The organism is Marinitoga aeolica (genome assembly GCF_029910535.1).
GTDB classification, from domain to species: Bacteria; Thermotogota; Thermotogae; order Petrotogales; family Petrotogaceae; genus Marinitoga; species Marinitoga aeolica.
This window is the reverse complement of the sequence record NZ_CP069362.1, coordinates 151,326-177,104: the sequence shown is the minus strand read 5'-3', so window position 1 is coordinate 177,104 and position 25,779 is coordinate 151,326. Positions and strand designations below refer to the sequence as shown.

Below are 25,779 nucleotides of genomic sequence, written 5' to 3'. Positions count from 1 at the left end.
AAAAATATTATACCTTACTTTGTCTTAAAAATAAATCCCGGTTGTTTAAATCACAACCAGGATTTATTGTTTTTATTTTTTATTAATTGTTTCGAGTTTTAATCTTGCATATACTGGAATACCATTTAAATATGGTGGATAATATTCTCCTTCAATTAAAGGTAAAGCATATTCAATAAATTTTTCATTGACAAACATTCCATCTTCTGTTATATATTCTTCTGGAATTAATTTTGTTTCATTTGCAACATTATCAAGTGGAATTAATTTAGTTGTACTCAAATAAGGTGAATTCATAAGTCTTTCTATGCCAACCATAAAACCACTTTTTCCTTCTAATGCATATTTTACTGCCATAGCTCCAACATTAATAGCTTCATTTACATCAACTTGACTTGATATATGTCTTCCACTTCTTTGTAAATAATCTGGAACTGCATAATGTGTTTTTATATTCAATTCTGTTTTTATCATATTTGCTAAAGTTGAACCAATACCACCAAGTTGAACATTCCCGAAATTATCTTGATATCCTCTTGCAGAAACGAATGAACCATCTTTATATTTTATACCTTCTGAAGCGGCTATAGAACAATATCCATATTTGGATATAGTATCTTTGATTTTTTCAAAGAATTTTTCTTTGTTAAAAGGAACTTCTGGCATTAAAATGATATGAGGACCATCACTTTCATGTCTTTTGGCTAATGCGGTAGATGCTGCAACCCAGCCTGCATGTCTTCCCATTGTTTCTAAAATAAATACTTTGGTTGAATCTGCTGCCATACTTTTAACATCCAATGTTCCTTCTAAAATTGCAACAGATAAATATTTTGCAATAGATCCAAAACCAGGAGTATGATCTGTTTCTGGTAAATCGTTGTCTACAGTTTTAGGAACACCTATAGCTTTTAAATCATAACCTATTTTTTGAGCATATTTGTGAATTTTATTAACAGTGTCCATTGAATCATTTCCACCATTGTAAAAAAAGTAATGAATATTATATTTTTCAAACACTTCAAATATTTTTATGAAATCTTCTTCTGTTTTTAATTTTCTTCTACAGGAGCCAAATGCACTTGATGGAGTAAATTTCAATAATTCTATTTGTTCTGGATCTTCTTTTTTCATGTCAGCAAGCTGTTCGTTAAAAACGCCGTTTATTCCATTAATAGCAACGTATATATTATCAATATCTTTTGAGTTTAAAGCAGCCTTGATTACACCATAAGCAGAAGCATTAATTACACTTGTAACTCCGCCTGATTGAGCATATAATGCGTTTTTCATATTATCTCCTCCCAAAAATAAAATAGTCTTGCAATTTGCAAGACTATTTTATCAAATTAATAATTCAATTAATTAAAGAATGTAACTATTTTAGATAAATAATGCAAAAACTTTAAATATGATATAAGAAACGATAGCAGCAGCTGGTACGGTTAAAAACCATGATACAAAAATATCTTTAATTACTCCAAGATTAATAGAACCAGTACCTCTTGCTAAACCATTACCAATAACAGAACCAACAACAGTATGAGTTGTAGAAATCGGCATTCCCATATTTGAAGCTAATAATACAGTAGTAGCGGTTGAAAAATCTATAGAAAAGCCTCTTGAGTTATTCAATTCGGTAATTTCTGTACCAACTGTTTTCATAACTCTGCTACCCCAAATTGCGACACCAATAGCTATTCCTAACCCACCTAAAGCAAGAATATATCTTGGTATTTCAGCTTTAGCACCCACTGTACCTGTTACAACTGCAGCATAAATTGCAGCTACAGGTCCTATTGCATTAGCAACATCATTAGCACCATGAGCTAAGGCAACATAACAAGAAGTTACAACCTGTGATTTTCTAAATATCTCTTCAACGTATACATAAGGATCATCTGAAACATTTTTTAATTTTGAAATAATATATATCATGATTATTAAAGAAGTTAGAGCACCAAATAATATAGCATAAATAATAGCTTTAAAGTTAATAGGCATATGAAGAGCTTTTACAATAAATGAAAGACCTATAATAAATGCAGCTAAACCAAGAAAGAAAGGAATCCAAATTTTTGAATTTTTCTTTATATTTTTACTATGAAGAATAGTTGCAGAAATAGCTTTGAACATAAAGAAAGAAACAACTAAACCAACTAAAGGAGAAATTAACCAACTTAATGTAATAGTAACGATTTTAGACCAATTGACTACAGCAATACCACCGGCTGCAATACCATATCCAACCATACCACCAACAATAGAATGAGTTGTCGAAACAGGCCAGGATTTATAAGTTGCAATTGCAAGCCATATAGTTGCTCCTAACAATGCAGCCATAGAACCCCAGATAACTAATTTTGGATCTGCCAATATGTCTAAGTGTAAAATACCTTTTCTGATAGTATCTGTAACCTGTTTTCCAAAGAAAGTAGCACCAACAAACTCAAGAACACCCGCAATAATAACAGCTTGTTTTGGAGTTATAGCTTTTGCACCAACTGCAGTAGCCATAGAATTAGCAACGTCATTAGCTCCAATCGCTAAAGCCATTCCAAAACCAATCAATAATCCTATTATAAGTATAATAGTCACAGTCTTCCTCCTTTACTCATTGATAAGTATATGAACTCTATCACAAACATTTTGAGCAACATCTGCTATTCTTGCTAGTAATAATATTAATTCTCTAATATAAAGAAAATCAACAGGATGTAATGTTTCTTTTTGAGAATATAACCATTTTCCAAATTTAAATAATTTATTATCTATATCTTTTTCAAACCATTTCATTTCATTAATATCCTCTTCTTCAGAAGATATAGTGTTTTTAGAGAAATCAGAATCAAGAATTACATTTATGTATTTAACAGTTTTCTTAAAATGATCAAGCATTTTTTCTATTTCATCAACAACTGAATAAATCATTTTTTTATGTTCTTCATCAAAGTTTATTCTGTTAAATGTCATTTTTTTTGCAACATCTTCAATTAAATCAATTATTTTGTCTTGTAAGTCAATAAAATTTAATAATTCAGATCTTTCAAATCTGTATAAATATCCTTTTTTTAAAAATTGCCTAAAATTTCTCTTTATATCATCTGCATCATCTTCGAGTTTATCGATTTTATTTACTAAATCATCGATGGGTTTTCCGTTTAAATATCTTTCAAAGAGTTCTGGTAAATAATCAGAAGCTTCTTCAACAACACGGGCATGCTTGATAATTTCTTCTATAGGGTTGAATCTCTGAAACATTTTTCCCCAAATAGTAATACCAATCACCTCCAAAATTATTTTGCATATTTTAATAAAAATTCATATGCCTCATTAATTTTTTTAAACTGTTCTTCACATTTTTCCTTATTATCAGGGCATTTGTCAGGATGATATTTTTTCGTTAATTCTCTGAATCGTTTCTTTAATTCATCCTTAGTGAAATTTTCTGGTAAGTTAAATAAAGATCTGTAATAATCATATTTCTGCCTTAAATCGTAGTAATTTTGGGAGCCATAATTACTTTGAGATTGATTCCCATAATTTCTATATGGATTTTCTCTTGTTTTATAAGTATAGAATCTAAATCTGAAATTTCTGAATAAGAAATATATTCCTAATATAACAAATAATAATAATATAGGATATCTAAATAACATAATAAATATCGCGCCAATAAATCTAAAGAAAAATGAAATTACAACCAATAATCCAATAAATGTTAGGATAGCTTCCATTTTATTCCTTCTTTCCGTAATATCTATAGCTATTCTAACATATCAACGTTTATAAAATGTTTCTTTGTTTTTTCAAAAAAAATAGGCTCGTATTTAAACGAGCCTATGAATTCATTATTGATAAATATCTATCGATAAAGCTTTGAACTTCATGCATACCAAAATTTCTATAAAATCTGTTTATTTCTTTATTGTCTTCGTCTACAAAGACCAATGTTGGAACAGAGAAGACCAGCATTTGACCGGAAACTTCAGGTTTTTCTTCAACATCTACATATTCTAATTCAATGTTGTTTTCACTCATAAGATTTTCTACCTTTGGCCATAAGCCTTTACAAGTTCTACAAGTTTTATTAGCGAAGTAATACGCTTTCACAATTCTACCCCCTTTAAAAATTTTTATTTCAGGAGGATTTTAACAAAATGAATTTAAATATTAAAGAAAAACAGTTAACAAGATGAAGATTTTTAAAGTTCTATATAATCACCAGGATTTAATATTTCACATTTTATTTTTAAACTTTCAACTTTTCGTTTAAAACCATCGGCATCGGCATTTATTATTTCCCATGTATTATAATGAAAAGGAACTACTATTTTTGGTTTAATCATTTTTGTTGCAACAATCGCATCTTCCACATCCATGACAAAGTTTCCTCCAATTGGCAGAAAAGCTAAATCTATCTTTTCCAATTCTAACAATTCCATATCTTTAGTTAAGCCGGTATCTCCTGAATGATAAATTTTTTCCCCGTCTATCTCTATAATAAATCCACCAGGATTTCCGCCATATATAATGTTATTTCCTTCGAAGATACCAGAACCATGTAAAGCAGGAGTCATTTTTATTGATCCAAAATCAAATTTTTTTCTTCCTCCAATATGCATAGGATGTAAATTTTTTAATCCCTTAAAACTCAAATAATTTATAATTTCAAAATTGGAAATTACTGTTGCATTTGTTCTTTGGGCTAGTTCGATAGTATCTCCAATATGGTCTCCGTGACCATGAGTAACTAAAATATAATCTAATTCTTTAAAATCATCAATGTTTTTTTTAGCTTGAGGATTTCCACTTAAAAAAGGATCAATTATTATTTTTTTACTAGCTTCAATATAAACAACAGCATGCCCTAGAAAATAAACTTTCATTTTTTCCCCTCCTATCCTAATCTTAAGTTAATAATTATGTATGATAAATATGATAAGAAAAGGATTAAACCCTTCCAGAATCCAGCTTCTCTTTTTCTAAGTAAAAATAGTTCTGTGAGAAATATTACCCCGACCATATAATATGCATCAAAAATTACACTTCTATCAGGTATAACAGGATGAATACTTGCAGTTATTCCTAATACAACTAATATATTAAAAGCATTTGAACCAACTAAATTACCTATTAATATATCATTTGTTCCTTTTTTAGCTGCGATTATGCTTGTGACTAATTCTGGTAAAGAAGTTCCAATTGCAATAATGGTTACACCAATGAGTGTTTCGGTTAAACCAAGTGTTTTAGCAAAATGAGAAGCTCCTCTAACACTTATTTCTCCACCAATTGCCAACATCACGATGCCCAATAAAACTAAAAAAATTATTTTATTCCATGACATAGTCTTAATTTTTACTTCCTGAATTTCTTCAAGCAATTGTTCCTGAATGCTTTTATCATTTTTTGCCATGTTATACATATAAGCTATAAAGATAATCAAATAAGTTAATAGGATAAACCCGTCATATATTGATAAAGCGCTATTTCCATCTAACAACATAAATAAAAGAGTTAAAGATATGAGTATTACAAAAGGGATTTCATAATATAAAGTGCTTTTTGGAATTGTACTTTTTTTAATCATTAAAGATAAACCTAAAATTAAAGCTATATTTGTAATATTGCTTCCAATAACGTTTCCTAAAGCAATACCAGCTGAACCGTTTAGTGCGGCGCTTATACTAACAAAGAGTTCTGGGGCACTAGTTCCAAAAGCTACAAGGGTTAAACCTGTAAATAATTCAGAAACCCCAATTCTTTTTGAAAAACCTACAGATCCTTCTATTAAATAATCAGCTCCTTTTATTAATAGGAACATACCAGCAATAATTAAAACGATATCTAATATCAATTATTTTCTCTCCTTTCAAAATAATAATAAAACTTAAAAAAATCCTGATCTGATAAAGAAGTGTTGTTATATTTATTCTTCATTTCAAAAATAAAAGTGTTCAATTTTTTTAAAATTAATGGATATTTTAATATTTGAGAATATGTTTGATCTGGAGTATCAGTCTTTTTATTTAATATTTCATTATATAAATTATAATCGTATAAAGATAAGTATTTTAATCTTATAGCCTCGCAAATTATTTCAGGCCAGATATCATTTTTGTTTTTTCTTTGGATTTTATATCCAAAAGTATAATGAGAGAGCTCATGAACAAAAATGCCATTTTTTATATCCTTTGGACGAATGAATATATAATTTTTAGGAACAAAAAAAGACTGTTTATATTGAGTTTCCAGAATAAATAAATTTTTTGGAATATTTATATCAATGTTTTTTAGGAATTTTATGATGTTTGTAAGCTGGATGATATTAAGCGGAATTTGTGATTTAAAAGTCAAATTTTCAACTTTAAAATTATGTATATTCTTTTCATGAAATATGAAAATGTTATTTTCGGCCTTTTTTATCAGAATATTATTTGATAAATTAATAAAATATGGTATTCCAATCGAATTGAATTTTAAAAGAGCATTTTTTTCTAGGTTAAACTTTTTGTACATGAAAAAACCATTAAAATATTGATGCCCAGTTATAAATTCTGTTTTAGGGTTATAAGAAATATTAATAATATAAATAATATTATCTGTAATAAAAATCATTTTAAAAAAATTAAGTACAACAATTACCAGGAGAAATATAAATAACCTTCGGTATTTCCGCCTAACCATTTTTGTCCACCTATTTTTATTTTTGTTTTTCCTAAAACTGGTTGAGTTAAATATAGATAATTTTCAACTTTTTTTAATAATTCTAGATTCTGAATTTCAAAATTAGGGTTAATATGAATGTTAAGATAATTTTTTTCATTCTGAATATCTGAGTTAATTAATAATTTTTTTCCATTATTTAGTTCAAATTCGAAAAATTTAGTTATTTCTAATTCTTCGTATGGCTTTTGAATAAAAAGTTTATATTTTTTTTGATATGTTTGTGCAGTAACTATAGTGCAATTATTATAATCCGACAATGCTGATAGGAAATCAGTGATTTGTTCAAATTCCTCTTCGTTTATGTTACCATTTTTAAATGGATTACCATTAATAAAGAAAAAAGATAATTTTTTGTGATAAACAAAGTCCATAATTCCTTCAATAAACTCCAGATTATCTTCCAGATTATCTAATGTATTGAACTGTAAAGCTAAAAAGTTTAATTTCATAATATCCCTCCTCTCGAATCAAATTATATCACATAATTATTTGTCATTTTACTATGAAAAAATGACAATATATCATTTTAATATTTAAAATATAATAAAAGTAGTATATAATTAAAGATAAGAGAAAAATAAGAGGGGTGATGGTATGAAAAAAGAATTATATCGCTCACGTAAGGATAAGTTTTTAGGTGGAGTGTGTGGAGGTTTAGCAGAATATTTTGAAATAAGTTCAACACTTGTTAGGTTAATATGTTTAGGTTTAATACTAATTGATGGTATTGGAATTTTGTTATATATTATAGCGTGGATAATTATTCCTGAAGAACCTGCAATTTCTGATGAAAATGTTTATGAATCAGAAAAAAATTTTAATAAACATAAATATAGTGAAAGAAATAATTTGTTTATAGGACTAACTTTTTTGATCTTGGGAATAATATTCATATTAAATAACTTTTTTCCTCATATAGTATCTTTTAGCGTTATTTTTGGAATATTGTTTTTGGTTTTTGGAATATATCTAATTATAAGGGGGAAGAAATAAAATGAGATATATAGTTGGATTATTTTTTATAATTTTAGGTATTTTATTTGTTGTTCAAGGTTTTAACATCGATTTAATTTTAAGAATAGGGATTAATTTCACTAAGTTTTGGCCGTTTATATTAATAATCATTGGTATATCTATTTTATCCAAAGAATTAAAATGGTTAAAAGGATTAAATATATTTTTAGTAGCTATATTTTTATTATTATTAGTATTCTGGAATTTTAATAAAAACATTATTAACCTTAATTTTAATAATTATAAAAATTATGAAAAAATGGAGTTTGAAATATTACCTGACTCAGATGCTTTAGATTTATATTTTGATTTATCTGCACTTAACTTAGAAATAAATACTGATAATGTATCGGATAAGATTTCAGGATATTATTATGGACCAATGTTATTAAATATAGATAAAAAGGGTAATGATATATTCTTTAAAAAACAAAAAATTATAGGTAAAGGATATAAAATCTACATAAATATACCTGAAAAATACTTATATAATATTTATATAGATAGTGGAGTTGCAAATGTAGAATTAAATAATGTAAGTAATATAATTAAAATGTTGTCTATAAATGCTGGTGTAAGCAATTTAAAAGGAATAATAAATGAATTTAAAGAAAGTTTATATTTAGATATTAATAGCGGAGTTTCAAAAATTAATTTAATAATTCCTAAGAATACTACATATAATTTAAATTATGATGGTGGAATAAAAACTATTAAAATATCAGATGATTTAATAAAAAATATGGATGCTGTATTTAAAGGAAATATAGATGCAGGTGTTTTAAATATAAATATAGATTCAGGGGAGTGATTATATGAAAAATAGTATATTTGGTGGTTTAATTTTAATATTATTAGGATTGTATTTAATAATATCTAATATAATAGATATTAACTTAAATTGGAATTATATTTGGCCTTCAATATTATTAATTTTAGGATTTAGATTTGAATATTTATATTTTAAATATAAGAAAAATCCTGGTGGATTGGTTCCAGGGGGTATATTAATAACTTTAGGTGTCATATTTTATTTGTCTGCTTTTTTAGGATATAGTTCAATGGAATATCTCTGGCCTGGTTTTATACTTGCTCCTGCAATTGGTTTATTACAAATGTCTATAGTAACTAAAAAATTAAAAGAATATATATTCCCTATAATTTTTCTAAGTGGTCTTTCAATTATATTTTTCCTGCAAGAATTAATAAAAATTAATATATGGAATTATATTATTGGGCTATTATTTATAGGAATTGGAATAAATATATTAATAAAAAGAAGGGGGCATAATGAATAATATTATTGAAGTTAAAAACTTAAAAAAACATTATGGAAATGTAAAAGCAGTTGACGGAATATCTTTTTTTGTGAAAAAAGGCGAAATTTTTTCATTACTAGGTCCAAATGGTGCTGGAAAAACAACTACTTTAGAAATAATAGAAGGATTAAGAAAAAAAGATGATGGGGAAATAATATATTTTGAAAAATATTATTCTCCAGAAGATTTTTATATCAAAGAAAGAATTGGCGTTCAATTACAAAGTAGTTCTTTTTTGGAAAATTTGACAGTTCTTGAAACATTAAAAATGTTTAGTGGATTATATAACAAATCATATGATGTAAATAAATTAATATCTAAATTTTTGTTAAATGAAAAAAAGGATTCTAAAATTAAAGAATTATCTGGTGGTCAAAAACAAAGATTAGCTATTGCAGTTGCTTTAGTGAATGATCCAGAAATAGTTTTTTTGGATGAACCTACAACGGGGTTGGATCCACAAGCAAGGCACATGATATGGGATTTAATTTTAGAATTAAAAAAAGAAGGAAAAACTATTATTCTAACTACACATTATATGGAAGAAGCAGAATATTTATCTGATACTATTCATATTATCGATAGTGGGAAAATAATTGTTAAAGGAAATGTAGAAGAATTAATAAAATCCTTAAAAAAAGAGTCTGTTATTATTTTTCAAACCAATAATCCTGAATTATTCAAAAATAATTTTAATGGAATTATTTTAAACGACAAATTGGAAATAAGCACTAATGATTTAGAAAAGACATTATTTGATATACTTGAATTTTCAAAACAAAAAGATATTTCTGTAGATAACATTGTTATTAGAAAACCTAATTTAGAGGACGTTTTTTTAAGTTTAACAGGACGTTCGTTAAGGGAATGATAATATGAAAAAAATATTAAAGCTTGCATATTATCAATTTAAAAATGATATAAGAGAATTCGATACATTTTTTTGGTCATTTGTTTTTCCATTAATACTTTTTATGATTTTAGTTTCAATCTTTGGAAAACCTAATGAATTAAATATTAAAGATTTTAATGTAGGTATAGTATATGAAAAAAATATAAATATACTATCTAAAACTATTTTATCAAAAACTTTTGATAATATGCCAATGAATAAAACAGAAATAAAAAATTTAAATGAAGCTATAGAAAAATTAAAATCACGAAAATTAGATGCTGTTTTATTTATTCCTAAAACATTAATCTTAATAAATGACATAAATCCACAGGTAGATTTATATTATGTTGAAGGAAGAAGCGGTTCGAATATATCAAAAGATATAATTAAGATATTTATGGATTATGTTAATATAGAAATGATAAAAAGAGTCAAAAATATCAAGGATGATATTGAAATAGAAAGGGTTTCTGTCAATTCTTTAAAAGGTAAATTTTCATATAAAGATTTTGTATTTCCAGGAATATTAATGTTATCTATTATGTCTGTTTCATTTTTTAATATACCTTTTAATATTCTATTTTCAAGGGAAAAAGGCGTTAATAAAAGGTATTTATTAGTTCCAATAAGAGGTTCATCATACTTTTTTGCCGTAGTTATTAGTAGTATCTTAATGGTTTTAATTTCAAGTATTTTTGTTGTTATTGAAAGTATTTTTATGAAAGTGTCAAATAAGTTTTTTACCATAGAATTTATAGCATTTTATATATATGCCTTAATTGTGTTATTTTCAATAGGTCTAATATTTGTATCAATATCAAAAAAATTATCCACATCAATGGTATTAATAAATATTTTGTTTCAAGTTTCTATGTTTTTGGGCGGATTATATTTTCCTATATTTAATATACCATGGATAATTAAATGGTATGTATATATTAATCCAGTTACGTATTTAGTAGAAGGGATGAGACGTTTAGTAGGTTTTAATATTGCACCATTTAGTAATATTTGGATATATGTAGTCCCTACAATCTGGTTATTTATTTCAATTTTGCTTTTCTCTTTAAATTATAAGAAGGTGTTAGGGTATGAATAAAATTTTTTGGTTATCAAAATACATCACAAAAGAAGCTTTGAGGAATAAAGCTGAACTATTTTTTACATTATTTTTTCCTTTGATTTTTTTAATTATATTTGGTTTTGTATTTAATGATCAATATTCTAATTCTTTAATGAGTGTAGCTATATATTCTGAAGATAAAAATATTATAGAAGACTTATCAGATATATATAAAATTATTAATATTGATAATATTGAAGATGTACCTAAAAACATTAAAAATGGGAATTATGATGTTGGTGTAATTATTGAAGGGAAGAAAGTTACAATTTATTATGATGAAACAAATATGAATAATACTTCTTTAATTCAGGGATTAGAATTAAATATAAAGAAAGCAATTTTAAATAAAGATAATACCACAAAAAATTTTAATTATATAAAAATAAATGAAAAAAATGTTCTTCTAACAAAAGTTAAAACAAGTTATATTGATTATCTTTTAACAGGAGTAATAGCTATATCTTTATTATCAAATGGAATGTTTTCTGTAATTACAGTTTTTGGAAGATATAAAAGATTAAATGTATTAAAGAGATTTATACTTGTCCCAATTAAATCTTATACATTTGTTATTGGAATTACATTAACAAGAATATTCATAAGTTTTATATCTCTTTTAATATTAATATTTTCTAGTACAATCATATTTAATCTTTCAATAGTTATTAATTGGCCATTATATCTATTATTATCTTTTACCTCTACGATAGGAATGATGGGATTTGGGCTACTATTTTTATTTTTATTTAAAAAAAGTGAAACTGCTCAAAATGCTGCATCAATATTTTTTACTTTAATGATGTTCTTTTCAGGAATTTATTTTCCTATTGAATTTTTACCAAAAACCCTTAAAATCATATCATATCTTTTTCCTATAAAATATATTGTGGATTCTTTAAGATATATATCTGGAATAGAGTTAATGGACTTAAATATATTCCTGTTAATTAATGGAATTATGCTATTTGGTGGGATTTTTCTTTTGATATTTGCTTCAAAGAGGTTTTTATTACCAGAAAAATAAAATTGAGGAAAAAAATATTTAATAATTACAATTAAAATTCACAAACTTTAATAGCAAAAGAAAAATATTGATAGTATAATATATTAAAATACTATAAAAATTATGGAGGGAATTTTGTGATAAATTTTGAAGATGACTTGAAATATGATGTTATTGTAGTTGGTGGAGGTCATGCAGGAATTGAAGCAGCTTATGTCTCCGCTAAAATGGGTATGAAGACATTATTACTGACAATTAATCTAGATAATGTAGGTTGGGCTCCATGTAATCCTGCTATTGGTGGTCCTGCTAAAGGAATTGTTACACGTGAAATAGATGTTTTAGGAGGACTACAGGCAAAAGTTACAGATAAAAATATGATTAATATCAGGATGTTAAATACAAAAAAAGGTCCTGCTGTAAGAGCATTAAGAGCTCAAATTGATAAATACGATTATTCTCAAAATATGAAAGAAATATTGCATTCTACACCAAATTTATTATTAAGATATGGTCTTGTTAAAGAATTAGTTGTAGAAAATGGAAAAGTGAAAGGGGTTATAACAGAATTAGGTGCAAAATATGAAGCAAAAGCTGTGATTTTAACTACTGGAACTTTTTTGAGAGGTAAAATTTTTGTTGGAAGAAGTGTGTTTGAATCTGGTAGAATGGGAGATTTTCCTGCTAATGGATTAAGTAAATCATTGATAGAAAATGGAATCAAACTTGGAAGATTTAAGACAGGAACGCCAGCAAGGATTTTAAAAGATAGTATTGATTTTTCAAAAATGGAAAGGCAGGATACAGCAGATGAACCATTAGCTTTTTCCTATTTTTCTAAGCCAAAGGTTTTGGATAAAGATTATCCATGTTGGCTTACAAGAACTACAAAAGAAACACATGATATAATAAAAAAATATTTAATGTTTTCTCCTTTGTATGGCGATGTAAAGCTTATTGAAAGTGTAGGACCAAGATATTGTCCTTCAATAGAAGATAAGGTTGTAAAATTCAATAAAGATTCTCATCAATTGTTTATTGAACCAGAGGGAAGAAGAACAAAGGAATATTATATTAATGGGCTAAGTACGAGTTTGCCATATGAAGCTCAAATACAAATGGTAAGAAGTGTTCCAGGCCTTGAAAATGCAATTATCGTAAGGCCAGCATATGCAGTAGAATATGATTTTGCATATCCTGATCAACTTCAACATTCTTTAGAATCAAAAATAGTTGAAGGATTATTTTTTGCCGGACAGATTAATGGGACTAGTGGTTATGAAGAGGCTGCTGGGCAAGGATTAATTGCTGGAATTAATGCGGCTTTAAAAATTAGGGGAGAAGAACCGTTTGTTCCTGCAAGATCTGAATCATATATAGGTGTGTTAATTGATGATTTAATTATAAAAGGTACAAATGAACCATATAGATTATTGACCTCAAGAGCAGAATTTAGGTTGTTATTAAGACATGATAATGCTCATTTGAGATTAGCAAAATATGGTTATAAATATGGTTTGATACCTAAAGAATTTTATGAAAAAGTTTTACGACTTGAGAGAGATATTGATGAACAAATAGAAAGATTGAAAAAAATTAAAGTAAAACCAAATAATACAATAAATGATATTTTGGTTAAAAAAGGAACATCTCCAATTAAAAACGGTATGAGTTTATATGAAATATTAAAAAGACCTCAAGTATTATATGCAGATTTAATAGAACTTGATCCAATGCCAATTAAAGATTCTGAGTTGTTAGAACAGGTTGAGATATCAATAAAATATGGTGGTTATATAAAACGAATGATGGAAGATGTTGAAAGAATGAAAAATCTGGAAAAAGAGAAAATACCTGAAAATATAGATTATAAACAGGTACCAAATTTAGCTTTCGAAGCTGTTGAAAAATTAAGTAAAGTAAGGCCGAAATCGGTTGGTCAAGCAATGAGAATTCCTGGAATAACACCTGCAGATATTATGAATTTGACAATGTATTTAAAATCAAAATAGCGGCTAGGCCGCTATTTTTTATTTAATTCCTGTTCTATTATATTTTTAATTTGGTTTTTGTGTTTTAAAAGAATAGAAACTAACTCTGGGTCAAAACTTTTTCCTGATTCTAATTCTATTATTTTTAAAGCATCTTCATATGAATAAGCGCTTCTATATGGTCTATCTGTAATTAAAGCTATCAATGAATCAACAATGGAAACGATTCTGCCTTCAAGGGGTATTTCTTTTTCTGATAATCCGTAGGGATAGCCTTTACCATTCCATTTTTCATGATGTGAAATAATAATTTTTCCGATATTTAGAAAAGGGTAAATTTTTAAATTATTCAATATTATGAGTCCGTATTTAGGGTGTTTTTTTATAATATTCCATTCTTCATTATTTAGTTTTCCATTTTTTAAAAGAATTTTATCTGGAATGAAAATCTTTCCTAAATCATGAATTTTGGCACCATAATAAAGACTTTTTAGTTGTATCTCATTTAATTCGAGTTTTTCGCCTAGGTAATAAGAAATTTTACCCATTAATATATTATGAGTTACATCATATTCTTTTATTTCAGACATTGAACCAATAATATTAAATAAAATTTCCAGTTGTGAATAATAATTATTTTTTATATTTTCTATTTCTATAATTTTAATACTTAATTTATTGAATAGATTATTTAAATTTTGTTTTAATAATTCAGATTCAAATGGGAGTTCTTCATTTAACCTTTTTATAGTCAAATCAAATGTTCTATAATTGTTTTTACCATATAGAAATTTTTTAAAAGTTGAGAGAAATGTGAGAATTGCTAAATTTTCTTTTTCGGTTTTAGTTATATTTGCTCTTAATTTTTTATTTTCAGATAATGCATTTTTAAGTGGTAATTTTAATGTATTAATTATTCTAAAAAAATCTTGAAAAAGCTCGTTAAATTCAGGTATGGATGTATCGATTATTTCAAAATCGTCTTCTTTTTCAATAATGGAATTTAAAGTAATTTTTTTTATTAATTCTTTATTTAAATTAAATTTAAACATTATAAACCGGAAAAGATAAAAATGGTATATTAAAGATATGATAATTGTAAGAATAATTGAGAATAAAAATGTTTTTATATAATTCAAAGGGAAATCAAAAATGCTTGGTTTAAAAAAAACATAAATTTTTAAAAGAGGTTTATTATTAATTTTGAAAAAATCTAATTTAGTAGTATAGAAAGATTTTATTTTATAAATATCTTTAATATATTGTATATTATTATATTTTTCATAAAAAGACTTATTCCCATAAACAAAAATATTATTATTGTCTGTAATATAATAATTAAAATTTAAATCTAAATTTGAAAAATGAATATCTAAAAAATGAATTAAATCAAGTTTGAGATATTTAATAATATCTTTATTTATTATTTTAAAATATAGATAATTGTTTTTCTTTCCGATATAAAATATATTAATAGCAAAAAATTTTTTTATTAGTTCGTTATTACTTGATTTTATAGGGTTTGTCATTGAAATAAAAGATGGATTTATATCTGAAAAACTATAATTTATTATTGCTTTTTCAAAATCGTTTACTAAAACATCATTGACAACTTCAACTGTTAATTTTATATTTTCATAAAATTTATTTACTTGCTCGTTTTGTTTTAAAAAAGATGATATGATAATAAAAGAAAGAGAAAAAGATGCTATTATAATAATAAAAGTTTGTAAAGTTATTTTATGCATTGATAAGTTTTTCATAATTCCACCTCTTTAATAGTTTCAAAAATATTATATCATAGAAAGGGGATATATTATGTTTTTTTACGAATTGTTTGTAAGATCTTTTTATGATTCTAATAATGATGGGATAGGAGATATAAAAGGTATTGTTGCAAAGCTTGATTATTTAAAAAAATTAGGCGTGGAAGGTATTTGGTTATTACCTATAATGCAATCGGCTGCATTTCACGGATATACTGTAATTGATTTTTATTCAATCAATCCATCTTATGGTACTTTAGAAGATTTCAAAGAATTAATTAAAGAAGCTCATAAAAGAGATATTAAAATAGTTTTGGATATACCTATTAATCACACTTCTGTAAAATGCGAGTGGTTTCAAAAAGCTATTGCAGGAGACAAAAAATATGAGGATTATTATATCTGGGCTAATGAAAAAACAGATTTAAATGAAAAGAGGCACTGGGATGATAGTTTAATATGGTTCAAATATAAAGATAAATATTTTTATGGATTATTTGGTTCTTCTTCTCCAGATTTGAATTTTGAAAATAAAGAATTATGGAAAGAAATAAAAAATGTATTTAAATTTTGGCTTGATTTAGGTGTAGATGGATTCAGACTAGATGCTGCAAAACATATATTTGATTACGATAGGGAAAATATGAGATTTAAATATCAACATGAAAAAAATATAGAATTCTGGAAAGAAATGACATCTTATATAAAAAGTATAAAAGCTGATGCGATTATTATAAGTGAAATTTGGGATTCTCCTGATGTTGTAAAAAAATATCATGGTCTCTTTGATGTAGAATTTAATTTTCCACTTTCATATTTTATAAAAGATACAATAAAATATCATGATCCTAAAATTTTAGTTAATGGAATAAGAGAAACATTGGGACATTATATAAGTGGTGATGTTGAATCAATTTCTGGTAATTTTTTTACCAATCATGATATGGAGAGATTAATATCAGGTTTTGATGAAAATTCAGAGATGTCAAAAATGGCTTTTAATATTTTATTTACATTACCTGGGTATCCTTTTGTTTTTTACGGCGAAGAGATAGGAATGCGTGGAGAAATAATAGATGTTAATTTTACTGAAGATTCACAAGAACCAATGCAGTGGTATGAATCAGGGTTTGGGTTAGGACAAACAGAATGGAAAGGATGTAAATATAATCCACCATATTCTAGTATTTCTGTTGAAGAACAATTAAAAGATAATAATTCATTATTGAACCATGTTAAAAACCTTGCAAGATTTAGAAAAGAAAATAAATGGATAGAGAATGCTAGAATTTATGGTTTAAATAATGATAGATTTATTGTAAAATATGGATTAAAATTAAATGAAAGAAACTTTTTAGTATATCATAACATTAAACCTCAAAAAAGTAAAATTACTTTAAACAAATATAAATCATATAGAATATTTGGTTTTGCAGAAATAAATGAAGATATAGCAAAAATTGGAGGATATTCAACTTTAATAATAGAAATTTAGCACGGAGGTGGTGCATATAAGAAAGTATATTTTAATATTAATGGTATTTTTATCCGTAATCACTTATGGAGAAGTTAAAGGTTATAATTTAACCAATGAAACGAATATTAAATTATTTTTAATGGATTTTATGAACAGGGAATATAAACTTACAACAGGTAAAGAATTGAAACCGGAAAGAAAGGTGTTATTAGCTGAAAGTGTCTTAACAGCATCAAAAGAATTTGGTATATCTCCATTATTAATAACCTCAATTATGGATATAGAAACCAGTTTTAGAAATGTGATAGGCTCATATGGTGAAGTTGGATATATGCAAATTAGACCAGAAACAGCAAAATATATTGTAGAGATGTATATTGATAAATTTAAAAAATATGGATATGATAAACTTGATTTGAAATGGATAAAAGATAGATTATTATATGACCCGAAATATAATGTTTTAGTTGGAACAGCTTATCTTTATTATTTAGAAGAATTACATGGTGATATTACACATGCAATAGGATGGTATAATGGTGGAGGAAATTCGTATTATCTTGATAAAGTAGTATATAAAATAGCTCAAATAACCATAGAATATCCAATAATATAAAAGGAATCGCATAGCGATTCCTTTCAGTTTGTAGACAAAGTACAAAATAAAATATTTAAAATAATATTCGTTCATCCGGTGAAAATTCTAATCCTCAAAAATATTCATTCTCGCCGGGCTCTCAGACGCACATCCTGATTGGCTTCGCTTAAAATCACATCCATGTGATTTTATCCGGCTTCATTCATATTTTTTCAGGAATTTTCAAGGATTCTCTCATATTATTTTTTCATATTTTATTTTGTCAACAGTATAAAAGGAATCACATAGCGATTCCTTTTATATATATGTTATAATAAAATTATAAAGTGGAAAGGAGTGAGTAAGATTTTAATAGGTGATTTAAAAGAAATAATTGATTATTCTATTGAATCTGTTTTACCAGAAAATGCTGTAAAAAGTAATTTGAAAAAATTAAATATTAAAGAAGAAAAATTATTTCTTCTTTCTATTGGAAAAGCAGCATGGAGAATGGCCAATGCTGCTAAAGAAGAACTAAAAGGAAAAATAAAAAATGGTATAGTTATTACAAAATATTATCATAGTCAGGGAAATATTGAAGATATTGAAATTTATGAAGCTGGGCATCCAATTCCAGACGAAAATTCAATTAGAGCGACAGAGAAAGCTCTTGAATTAATAGAGAATTTGAATGATGAATATGGCATATTATTTTTAATTTCTGGTGGTGGATCAGCTTTATTCGAATTGCCTGAAGAAAGAATAACATTAGAAGATTTACAAGATATTACAGATCAGCTTTTAAGATCAGGTGCAGATATTACAGAAATAAATGCTATAAGAAAAAGATTATCAAAAGTAAAAGGAGGTAAACTTGCTGAACTGGCATACCCCAAAAAAATTTATGCATTAGTTCTTTCAGATGTTTTAGGAGATAGACTAGATAGTATAGCATCTGGCCCTACTTATAAAGATGAAATAACTACAGAAAAAGTTTTAGAAATAATGAAAAGATATGATATTAAAATGAATGAGAACCTCAAGAAAGCTCTGGAGAAAGAAACACCAAAAAATATATCAAATGCTCAGCATATAATAATTGGTAGTGTAAAAGTAGCATGTGATTCAGCAATAAATAAAGCTAAAGAGTTGGGATATAATACATTATTATTAACAACAACATTGAATTGTGAAGCTAAAGAAGCCGGAAAGTTTTTTGCAAATATAGCTTTAGAGGAATTAAAATCAGATAATCCAATAAAGAAACCATGCGCAATAATTGCAGGTGGCGAAACAGTTGTAAGCGTAAAAGGAAATGGCTTAGGTGGAAGAAATCAGGAATTAGCATATTCTTTTGCTTTAGAAGTAGAAGGATTAAATAATATAGTTTTTGCTTCTATTGGAACTGATGGAACAGATGGACCAACTGATGCTGCTGGTGGCATTGTTGATGGTAACACAATTTTAAGTCTTAGAAAAAAGGTAATAGATCCATTAGTTTTTTTAGAAAATAATGATACTTATAATGGATTAAAAGAAGCAAATGCATTATTAAAATTAGGCCCTACAGGTACAAATGTAAATGATTTAATGATTTTATTAGTTGGTGAGAAATTATAAGAACTTTTTACTTAATTTTTGAATTTTCAGGTTTTCTTTAATAAGCTATAGTGGAGATTATGTAGAAACAATATAACAAAGCTCCCGTATGGGAGCTTTAGCTATTATTTTTTAGGTTGCCATTTAAAATACATTCCCGCAAGTGGAGGTAACGTTAAGTTTATAGAATAATCTCTGCCGTGAAATGGGATTTTTTCTGCATATAATCCACCCATATTTCCAATATTGCTTCCCCAATAAATTTCAGAATCAGTATTTAATATTTCTTTATAAAATCCTTCTCTTGGAACTCCGATTCTATAATTATATCTAACTACTGGTGTAAAATTAAACACTCCAACTATTAATTCATCAGCGTTTTTACCTTTCCTTATAAATGAAATAACACTATTTTCAGCATCATTATAATCTATCCATTCAAAACCATCTGGGCTATGATCAAGTTCGTACAAAGCAGGATTTTCAATATATAACTTATTTAAATCGGTAATTAATTGAAGCATTTTTCTATGGGAATCAAAATCTAATAAATTCCAGTCTAAAGATTTTTTACAGCTCCATTCATTAAATTGAGCTATATCATTCCCCATAAATAACAATTTTTTTCCAGGATGAGCAAACATATAAGAATAAAACAATCTTAAATTTGCAAATTTCTGCCAATAATCACCAGGCATTTTGTTAATCATAGAGCCTTTACCATGAACAACTTCATCATGTGATAAAACAAGAATATAATTTTCTGCAAAAGCATAAACCATAGAAAAGGTTAGATCATTTTGATGATGTTTTCTGTATAATGGATCTTTAGAAATATAACGTAAAGAATCGTTCATCCACCCCATGTTCCATTTCATTGAAAATCCAAGACCACCAAAATCTACAGGTTTTGAAACCCCAGGCCATGCTGTGGATTCTTCTGCTATAGTTAAAATTCCAGGAAAATATTGATGGGTAACAGTGTTAAAATATTTCAAAAATTCAATAGCTTCTAAATTTTCCCTTCCTCCAAAAACATTTGGAACCCATTCGCCATCTTTTCTGCTAAAATCAAGATATAACATTGAAGCTACAGCGTCAACTCTCAAACCATCTATGTGAAATTTATCAAGCCAGTATAACGCATTGGATATTAAGAAATTTCTAACTTCATTTCTACCATAATTAAAAATATATGTGCCCCAATCTGGATGTTCCCCTAATCTTGGATCCATGTGTTCATACAAGGCGGTTCCATCAAATTTCCCTAAACCATGAGCGTCTTTTGGAAAATGTCCAGGTACCCAGTCTAAAATGACCCCTATATTATTTTGATGCATATAATCTACAAAATACATAAAATCTTCAGGTTTCCCATATCGGCTTGTAGGTGAAAAATATCCAGTTACCTGATATCCCCATGATTCATCTAATGGGTGTTCTAAAATAGGCAGTATTTCAATATGGGTATAATTATGTTCTTTCACATATTCTACAAGTTCATGAGCTAATTCTTTATAATTTAAAAACCCGTCATCCTTTTTCTTCCATGATCCTAAATGAACTTCATATATAGAAATAGGTTTTTCAAACCAATTAGTTTCTCTTCTTTTATCCAACCACTTTTGATCTTTCCATTCATATTTATTATGAAAATTATAAACAATAGAGGCATTTTTAGGTCTTAATTCTGTATAAAAAGCATAAGGATCAGATTTTAAAAGAATATTTCCATCTTTTGTTTTTATTTCAAATTTATATAAATCACCTTCTTGAACAAGAGGTATAAAAATTTCCCAAACTCCTGATGAACCAAGAACTCTCATTTGGTGAACTCTTCCATCCCAATTGTTAAAGCTTCCAACTACACTAACTCTTTTAGCATTAGGAGCCCAAACTGCAAAATATGTACCTTCAACCCCATCAATTTTCATAGGATGAGCACCTAATTTTTCATAAATTTTATGATTATTTCCTTCATTAAAAAGATATAAATCATAGTCTGTTAATACTGGTAAAAAACTATATGGATCGCGTGAAGACCATTTATTATTTTCTTTATCAGTATATAAAAATTCATATTTAAAGAAAGTTTTTCTTTTTAAAACTCTTTCAAATAATCCATCAGGATGAATTTTATTCATTTTGTATTTTCTTTTAGTTTTTGTGTCAAGATTAACTATTTCAATACTTTCAGCAAAAGGGTGAAATGTTCTAATAACAATTTCACTTTCATTTAATTTATGAATGCCTAAGACAGAAAATGGATCAAAATGTTCCGCGTTTACAATTTTTATCATTTCTTCATTTAACATAGTACCCATGTCATCACCCCCGAATATGTGTAAAAAAAAGAGATTTTTAAACTTTATTGCTTTTATTTAATTATAACACAAAAAATTCATCTGTCAAGGGGAATAATAAAAAAGGAAGCATTAGCTTCCTTCCAGACTGCTGTCAAAATAAAATATGAAAAAATAATATGAGAGAATCCTTGGAAATTCCCGAAAAAATGTGAATGGAGCCTGACAATTTTGCATGGATGCAAAATTGAGCGAAACCGAACATGGATGTGAGTTTGAGCGACAGGCAAGAATGAGCATTTTTGAGGAATAAGAATTTTCACTGGATGAGCGAATATTATTTTGATTATTTTATTTTGTACTTTGTCTAAAACTAAAGGAAGCATTAGCTTCCTTTTAAGTATTTTTTAAATATTTCAATTTCCTTTGTATCAAGCTTTTTAATATCTCCAGGATTTCTTACTTCATCTATAGACCAGGGGCCAAATTTAATTCTTTTAAGCTTTAAAACATTAAATCCAAGAGCTTTAAACATAAGTCTAACCTGGCGTTTTTTCCCTTCATGAATGCTGAGAGTAACCTCGGAATATTTACCTTTTTTTTGCACTTTTTCTATTTTTGCAGGTTGAGTTTTATATCCACCTTCAATAACTAACCCATCTTCTAATTTTTTTAAATCCTTTTCTTTTATATGCTTATTAATCAAAGCTTTATATGTTTTATATATTTTTCTTTTTGGATGAAGAAGCATATTAGCTAAATCACCATCATTTGTAAGCAACATTAAACCAGAAGTATTATAATCCAATCTTCCAACATGAAAAACGTGCTCATTTATTTTCCCTTTTATTAAGTCTGTAATAGTTTTTCTTCCCCTATCATCTTTTAATGCAGATAAATACCCCACAGGTTTATGAATTAAATAATATACATAATTTTCTGTTTCTTGAATTTTATCTTTCACATGGATTTTTTTATCATATATTTCTATAATATCTTCTTCAACAACCTTAAACCACGGTTCTCTAATAACTTCACCATTAACTTTAACTTTTCCTGATACAATTAAATTTCCAATTTCTCTTCTAGACCCTTCACCTATCTTTTGGAGAAACGTTTGAAGCTTTATCAATTTTAGCACCTCTTAATTCATTTATAGTTTTTTCTGGTAATAATTCAAAAAACATTTCAGATAAATCATATAAATAACGATTTTTAGTATTTTCTTTTTTCTTTTTTATAACCAATCCCATTTCCATTAATTTTTTTATTTGATGATAGGAAGATTTTCCTCGTGATTTCTCTATTTCTGTTGTAGAAGAAGGACCGTTTAACAATAATATAGCTAATATTTCAAATTGAGATTCTGTAAGAGAAAAAGTTCTTGGTTTGGGATTTAAAATAGATTTAATTTCATTTTTTATTGTAAATCTATATTTTCCTTCAAAATTTTCTAGTTCTATACCATGTATTTCAGAATTATAATGTTCCCATATATCTATTAATATTGTATTAACTTTTTCTTCTGTTTCATTTAATTTTTCAGCGATTTCTTTAGAACTAAATCCTGTTGGTTTTGAAAATAACATTGCTTCGATAATAGGCATAAGATGCTTATTTTGCACTTACTGCCACCTCTTCCTTATTTTTTATAAATTCATAATTTTCATTTACATAATGCAGTCCATTTCTTACAAGAACTAAAGATGCAAGGAAATAAACAATGAATTTAAGCCTTTCTTGATTTGAAATAATGTATAATTCTTTTAAAGTAAATCTTTCTTTATTTTTTAATTCTTCAATTGCTTCTTCTACGGTAAAACTTTCTCTTAAAATTTCTAATTTTCGTTGAATTTGTAAATAATCGTGCATGTAAAACTCTAATTGTTCATGAATTTTGTTTTTGTCAAATCTTGCAGCTTTTATTTTTATAGCTTTTTTCATATTGTTTTTTCCAAAATCCTTTTGAATTCTTTCCATTGTTTCTTTAATTTTTTCATAATCTTCAATAATATTATATAAGGTATTTCGCTGTCTTGTAAAATCCTTGTCCTCTTCAGAACGTGGCAACAACTCTTTTGATTTTAACAAAGTTAGATATGAGGCAATTCTTAAGAATTCTCCAATATCATCAAGATTATCAAAATTTTTTTCAATATAACTATTGAAAATATCTGCTATTTTTGAAACAGATAATAATCTCACGGGTATTTTTTTTTCTTTTATTAAATCAACCAAAACTTCAAAAGGACCAGAAAATATATCCAATTCAATAGTTAAATCTGAAAACATAAACTTTCACCACCTAAGATTCATAGCCTCCCTAACTTCTGATAACGTTTTTTTTGCAACTTCTGAGGCTTTTTTATTTCCTTCATGAATAACATTTAACACATCTTCATCTGAAATTTTTTCATAATTTTCCCAGATAGGTTTTAGCCTTTCTTCCATGTTTTTTAATAATACTTTTTTACATTGCACACAACCGATTCCTGCAGATTTACACCCTTTTACAACCCATTCTAATTCTTCCTGATTATGAGTAAAAGCTTTATGATAATTCCATACTGGACATTTTTCTGGATCGCCAGGGTCTGTTCTTCTCATTCTTGCAGGATCTGTCATCATAGGCATAATTTTTTTCTTTAAACTTTCCGATGTTTCGTCTATCATTATAATATTCCCATAACTCTTGGACATTTTCCTTCCATCAGTTCCTGGAAGTTTTGGTATTCTTGTAACAATAGGATTTGGTTCAGGAAATACTTCTTTGTATAAATTATTAAATCTTCTTGCAATTTCTCTACTTAATTCAATATGATATAATTGATCTTCCCCAACTGGAACTCCCGTAGCTTTATATACCAATATATCTGCAGTTTGTAATACGGGATAAGTTAAAAAACCAGCTGTCGATAAATCCCTATTTGACAGATTTTCTTTTAATTCTTTATATGTGGGAATCCTTTCTAATCTGCTTACAGAAACAAGCATATTAAATAATAAGTATAGTTCAGCATGTTCTTTTATAGCAGATTGAACAAAAATAACAGATTTTTCTGGATTTATTCCTGCTGCTAAATAACCTCGCACTATATCAAGAGTAGATTGATATATTATATGGCTTTCCTCTTTATGGGTAGTTAAAGCGTGCCAATCAGCAACGAAAAAGAATGTTTCGTTACCTTCATCTTGGAGTTTTTTCCAATCTTCTAGAACTAAAACATGTCCTAAATGTAATTTTCCAGTTGCACGCATTCCACTCAATATTCTCATGTAATCTCCTCCTTTTTTCCAGATACTCCTTTAATTTTACCACATTTTGTGGTATTATATAATAAGAAAATATAAAATTTCAAGGAGGTATTTGAATGTCAGAAAAACCACAAAAAAAAGGATCGACGAATTTTATCATAATAGCTTTAATATTCATAGCAGGTATTAGTATTATAAATATATTTATGGCTAAAAATGCTCGAGTGAATTTTGACATAGTAGGTAATGATAATTATTATTATATAAAAGATAATGGTAATGTAGTTATGCTTTCAAAAGTTGTTGTTCAAGCTCAGGATGAAAAATCATATAATACGTTATTAGCCAGTTATAAAAAGCCTGATTCTGAAAAAAGAAAAGTATATGAAGACTTTATTGCAAATTTAACTAAAAAAACAGGTAGAAATTTTGAATTAATAAGTGTTCAATCTACAGTAACAGTAAGTGATGGATATAAAATAAATGTAGTGGAAAGATCAGAAATAAAAGGATTTATTCAGAAAATTGGAAACAATCAATATGAATTTTCGTTAAGCGATCAGAAAATAAATTTAGAAAATGCTACATTATATATATATAAACCCGAAAATTGGGAATTTACTAAGGTAATACCTAATCCAACAGAGATTACAGAAAAATATTTATTGTGGAAGAATACTGGTGAAATTCAATTTCCAGATGTAATATTAGAAAGGAAGTAA

General features: G+C 26.8%; 26 protein-coding genes. 11 read left to right on the top strand and 15 right to left on the bottom strand.

Annotated features, from left to right (window positions below; translation table 11 throughout):
* Window positions 1-72 precede the first annotated feature (72 nt).
* The 9 genes from JRV97_RS00895 to JRV97_RS00855 form a co-directional block, all read right to left on the bottom strand.
* Entirely contained in the window at window positions 73-1,293 is a 1,221-nt protein-coding gene (locus JRV97_RS00895) for a 6-phosphofructokinase (RefSeq protein WP_280999350.1), read from the bottom strand.
* Between the two features lie 90 nt (window positions 1,294-1,383).
* The gene (locus JRV97_RS00890) at window positions 1,384-2,556 is read right to left on the bottom strand and encodes an inorganic phosphate transporter (RefSeq protein WP_407081560.1); all 1,173 of its coding nucleotides are present in this window, start codon (window positions 2,554-2,556) and stop codon (window positions 1,384-1,386) included.
* A 54-nt stretch (window positions 2,557-2,610) separates the two neighbouring features.
* Entirely contained in the window at window positions 2,611-3,261 is a 651-nt protein-coding gene (locus JRV97_RS00885) for a DUF47 domain-containing protein (RefSeq protein WP_280999346.1), read from the bottom strand.
* Between the two features lie 35 nt (window positions 3,262-3,296).
* The gene (locus JRV97_RS00880) at window positions 3,297-3,737 is read right to left on the bottom strand and encodes a J domain-containing protein (RefSeq protein WP_280999344.1); all 441 of its coding nucleotides are present in this window, start codon (window positions 3,735-3,737) and stop codon (window positions 3,297-3,299) included.
* A 103-nt stretch (window positions 3,738-3,840) separates the two neighbouring features.
* Window positions 3,841-4,113, bottom strand: a complete 273-nt coding sequence (locus JRV97_RS00875; protein ID WP_280999342.1) for a thioredoxin family protein — start codon at window positions 4,111-4,113, stop codon at window positions 3,841-3,843.
* Window positions 4,114-4,205: 92 nt separating this feature from the next.
* Window positions 4,206-4,889 (bottom strand): metal-dependent hydrolase, encoded by a 684-nt coding sequence (locus JRV97_RS00870; RefSeq protein ID WP_280999340.1) that lies wholly within the window; start codon window positions 4,887-4,889, stop codon window positions 4,206-4,208.
* A gap of 11 nt (window positions 4,890-4,900) precedes the next feature.
* The gene (locus JRV97_RS00865; RefSeq protein ID WP_280999338.1) at window positions 4,901-5,860 is read right to left on the bottom strand and encodes a calcium/sodium antiporter; all 960 of its coding nucleotides are present in this window, start codon (window positions 5,858-5,860) and stop codon (window positions 4,901-4,903) included.
* A complete protein-coding gene (locus JRV97_RS00860; protein WP_280999337.1) occupies window positions 5,857-6,690 on the bottom strand; it encodes a hypothetical protein in 834 nt (277 codons plus the stop codon). Before JRV97_RS00860 ends, JRV97_RS00865 begins: the two co-directional genes overlap by 4 nt.
* The gene (locus JRV97_RS00855) at window positions 6,645-7,181 is read right to left on the bottom strand and encodes a hypothetical protein (RefSeq protein ID WP_280999335.1); all 537 of its coding nucleotides are present in this window, start codon (window positions 7,179-7,181) and stop codon (window positions 6,645-6,647) included. The genes JRV97_RS00860 and JRV97_RS00855 overlap by 46 nt, the downstream gene beginning before the upstream one ends.
* 145 nt (window positions 7,182-7,326) lie before the next feature.
* Here JRV97_RS00855 and JRV97_RS00850 point away from each other — a divergent pair, with 145 nt between their 5' ends.
* The 7 genes from JRV97_RS00850 (at window position 7,327) to mnmG (ending at window position 14,101) form a co-directional block, all read left to right on the top strand.
* Window positions 7,327-7,725, top strand: a complete 399-nt coding sequence (locus JRV97_RS00850; protein WP_280999333.1) for a PspC domain-containing protein — start codon at window positions 7,327-7,329, stop codon at window positions 7,723-7,725.
* A gap of 1 nt (window position 7,726) precedes the next feature.
* Entirely contained in the window at window positions 7,727-8,557 is an 831-nt protein-coding gene (locus JRV97_RS00845) for a hypothetical protein (RefSeq protein WP_280999331.1), read from the top strand.
* A 4-nt stretch (window positions 8,558-8,561) separates the two neighbouring features.
* Window positions 8,562-9,044 (top strand): LiaF transmembrane domain-containing protein, encoded by a 483-nt coding sequence (locus JRV97_RS00840; RefSeq protein WP_280999330.1) that lies wholly within the window; start codon window positions 8,562-8,564, stop codon window positions 9,042-9,044.
* Window positions 9,037-9,936: an ABC transporter ATP-binding protein gene (locus JRV97_RS00835; RefSeq protein ID WP_280999329.1), complete on the top strand. Its 900-nt coding sequence runs from the start codon at window positions 9,037-9,039 to the stop codon at window positions 9,934-9,936. The genes JRV97_RS00840 and JRV97_RS00835 overlap by 8 nt, the downstream gene beginning before the upstream one ends.
* A gap of 4 nt (window positions 9,937-9,940) precedes the next feature.
* Window positions 9,941-11,059 carry an ABC transporter permease gene (locus JRV97_RS00830; RefSeq protein ID WP_280999327.1) on the top strand — a complete coding sequence of 373 codons (1,119 nt, stop codon included), beginning with the start codon at window positions 9,941-9,943 and terminating at the stop codon, window positions 11,057-11,059.
* On the top strand, window positions 11,052-12,110 hold the full coding sequence (locus JRV97_RS00825; RefSeq protein ID WP_280999325.1) for an ABC transporter permease: 1,059 nt from the start codon (window positions 11,052-11,054) through the stop codon (window positions 12,108-12,110). The genes JRV97_RS00830 and JRV97_RS00825 overlap by 8 nt, the downstream gene beginning before the upstream one ends.
* 119 nt (window positions 12,111-12,229) lie before the next feature.
* A complete protein-coding gene (mnmG, locus tag JRV97_RS00820; RefSeq protein ID WP_407081559.1) occupies window positions 12,230-14,101 on the top strand; it encodes a tRNA uridine-5-carboxymethylaminomethyl(34) synthesis enzyme MnmG in 1,872 nt (623 codons plus the stop codon).
* An 11-nt stretch (window positions 14,102-14,112) separates the two neighbouring features.
* On the opposite strand, the gene JRV97_RS00815 is transcribed toward mnmG, so the two are convergent.
* Window positions 14,113-15,843, bottom strand: a complete 1,731-nt coding sequence (locus tag JRV97_RS00815; RefSeq protein WP_280999321.1) for an HD-GYP domain-containing protein — start codon at window positions 15,841-15,843, stop codon at window positions 14,113-14,115.
* Window positions 15,844-15,898: 55 nt separating this feature from the next.
* Here JRV97_RS00815 and JRV97_RS00810 point away from each other — a divergent pair, with 55 nt between their 5' ends.
* The 3 genes from JRV97_RS00810 to JRV97_RS00800 all read left to right on the top strand — a co-directional run bounded on the left by JRV97_RS00810 (window position 15,899) and on the right by JRV97_RS00800 (window position 19,520).
* Window positions 15,899-17,341, top strand: coding sequence for an alpha-amylase family glycosyl hydrolase (locus JRV97_RS00810; protein WP_280999319.1), 1,443 nt, complete (start codon window positions 15,899-15,901; stop codon window positions 17,339-17,341).
* A 10-nt stretch (window positions 17,342-17,351) separates the two neighbouring features.
* Window positions 17,352-17,939 (top strand): transglycosylase SLT domain-containing protein, encoded by a 588-nt coding sequence (locus tag JRV97_RS00805; RefSeq protein WP_280999317.1) that lies wholly within the window; start codon window positions 17,352-17,354, stop codon window positions 17,937-17,939.
* Window positions 17,940-18,257: 318 nt separating this feature from the next.
* Complete coding sequence (locus JRV97_RS00800) at window positions 18,258-19,520, top strand: glycerate kinase type-2 family protein (protein WP_280999315.1); 1,263 nt, start codon at window positions 18,258-18,260, stop codon at window positions 19,518-19,520.
* 104 nt (window positions 19,521-19,624) lie between these two features.
* Here JRV97_RS00800 and glgB read toward each other — a convergent pair whose 3' ends face one another.
* From glgB to trpS, 5 genes are all read right to left on the bottom strand, one after another.
* On the bottom strand, window positions 19,625-21,823 hold the full coding sequence (glgB, locus tag JRV97_RS00795; RefSeq protein ID WP_280999313.1) for a 1,4-alpha-glucan branching protein GlgB: 2,199 nt from the start codon (window positions 21,821-21,823) through the stop codon (window positions 19,625-19,627).
* A 364-nt stretch (window positions 21,824-22,187) separates the two neighbouring features.
* Complete coding sequence (locus tag JRV97_RS00790; protein WP_280999311.1) at window positions 22,188-22,934, bottom strand: pseudouridine synthase; 747 nt, start codon at window positions 22,932-22,934, stop codon at window positions 22,188-22,190.
* Window positions 22,897-23,427 (bottom strand): SMC-Scp complex subunit ScpB, encoded by a 531-nt coding sequence (gene scpB / locus JRV97_RS00785; RefSeq protein ID WP_280999309.1) that lies wholly within the window; start codon window positions 23,425-23,427, stop codon window positions 22,897-22,899. Before scpB ends, JRV97_RS00790 begins: the two co-directional genes overlap by 38 nt.
* On the bottom strand, window positions 23,417-24,094 hold the full coding sequence (locus tag JRV97_RS00780) for a segregation and condensation protein A (protein WP_280999307.1): 678 nt from the start codon (window positions 24,092-24,094) through the stop codon (window positions 23,417-23,419). The genes scpB and JRV97_RS00780 overlap by 11 nt, the downstream gene beginning before the upstream one ends.
* A 6-nt stretch (window positions 24,095-24,100) precedes the next feature.
* The gene (gene trpS, locus JRV97_RS00775) at window positions 24,101-25,078 is read right to left on the bottom strand and encodes a tryptophan--tRNA ligase (RefSeq protein WP_280999305.1); all 978 of its coding nucleotides are present in this window, start codon (window positions 25,076-25,078) and stop codon (window positions 24,101-24,103) included.
* A gap of 95 nt (window positions 25,079-25,173) precedes the next feature.
* Between trpS and JRV97_RS00770 the strand changes: the two genes are divergently transcribed.
* Window positions 25,174-25,779, top strand: coding sequence for a DUF4897 domain-containing protein (locus JRV97_RS00770; RefSeq protein ID WP_280999301.1), 606 nt, complete (start codon window positions 25,174-25,176; stop codon window positions 25,777-25,779).

What these genes read in the sequence shown, in the direction of transcription:
- JRV97_RS00895 (WP_280999350.1), bottom strand. Translation starts at nt 1,293, where the DNA reads ATGAAAAACGCATTATATGCTCAATCAGGCGGAGTTACAAGTGTAATT.
- JRV97_RS00890 (WP_407081560.1), bottom strand. Translation starts at nt 2,556, where the DNA reads ATGGCTTTAGCGATTGGAGCTAATGACGTTGCTAATTCTATGGCTACT.
- JRV97_RS00885 (WP_280999346.1), bottom strand. Translation starts at nt 3,261, where the DNA reads ATGTTTCAGAGATTCAACCCTATAGAAGAAATTATCAAGCATGCCCGT.
- JRV97_RS00880 (WP_280999344.1), bottom strand. Translation starts at nt 3,737, where the DNA reads ATGGAAGCTATCCTAACATTTATTGGATTATTGGTTGTAATTTCATTT.
- JRV97_RS00870 (WP_280999340.1), bottom strand. Translation starts at nt 4,889, where the DNA reads ATGAAAGTTTATTTTCTAGGGCATGCTGTTGTTTATATTGAAGCTAGT.
- JRV97_RS00860 (WP_280999337.1), bottom strand. Translation starts at nt 6,690, where the DNA reads ATGGTTAGGCGGAAATACCGAAGGTTATTTATATTTCTCCTGGTAATT.
- JRV97_RS00855 (WP_280999335.1), bottom strand. Translation starts at nt 7,181, where the DNA reads ATGAAATTAAACTTTTTAGCTTTACAGTTCAATACATTAGATAATCTG.
- JRV97_RS00850 (WP_280999333.1), top strand. Translation starts at nt 7,327, where the DNA reads ATGAAAAAAGAATTATATCGCTCACGTAAGGATAAGTTTTTAGGTGGA.
- JRV97_RS00845 (WP_280999331.1), top strand. Translation starts at nt 7,727, where the DNA reads ATGAGATATATAGTTGGATTATTTTTTATAATTTTAGGTATTTTATTT.
- JRV97_RS00840 (WP_280999330.1), top strand. Translation starts at nt 8,562, where the DNA reads ATGAAAAATAGTATATTTGGTGGTTTAATTTTAATATTATTAGGATTG.
- JRV97_RS00835 (WP_280999329.1), top strand. Translation starts at nt 9,037, where the DNA reads ATGAATAATATTATTGAAGTTAAAAACTTAAAAAAACATTATGGAAAT.
- JRV97_RS00830 (WP_280999327.1), top strand. Translation starts at nt 9,941, where the DNA reads ATGAAAAAAATATTAAAGCTTGCATATTATCAATTTAAAAATGATATA.
- JRV97_RS00825 (WP_280999325.1), top strand. Translation starts at nt 11,052, where the DNA reads ATGAATAAAATTTTTTGGTTATCAAAATACATCACAAAAGAAGCTTTG.
- JRV97_RS00815 (WP_280999321.1), bottom strand. Translation starts at nt 15,843, where the DNA reads ATGAAAAACTTATCAATGCATAAAATAACTTTACAAACTTTTATTATT.
- JRV97_RS00810 (WP_280999319.1), top strand. Translation starts at nt 15,899, where the DNA reads ATGTTTTTTTACGAATTGTTTGTAAGATCTTTTTATGATTCTAATAAT.
- glgB (WP_280999313.1), bottom strand. Translation starts at nt 21,823, where the DNA reads ATGGGTACTATGTTAAATGAAGAAATGATAAAAATTGTAAACGCGGAA.
- JRV97_RS00780 (WP_280999307.1), bottom strand. Translation starts at nt 24,094, where the DNA reads ATGTTTTCAGATTTAACTATTGAATTGGATATATTTTCTGGTCCTTTT.
- trpS (WP_280999305.1), bottom strand. Translation starts at nt 25,078, where the DNA reads ATGAGAATATTGAGTGGAATGCGTGCAACTGGAAAATTACATTTAGGA.
- JRV97_RS00770 (WP_280999301.1), top strand. Translation starts at nt 25,174, where the DNA reads ATGTCAGAAAAACCACAAAAAAAAGGATCGACGAATTTTATCATAATA.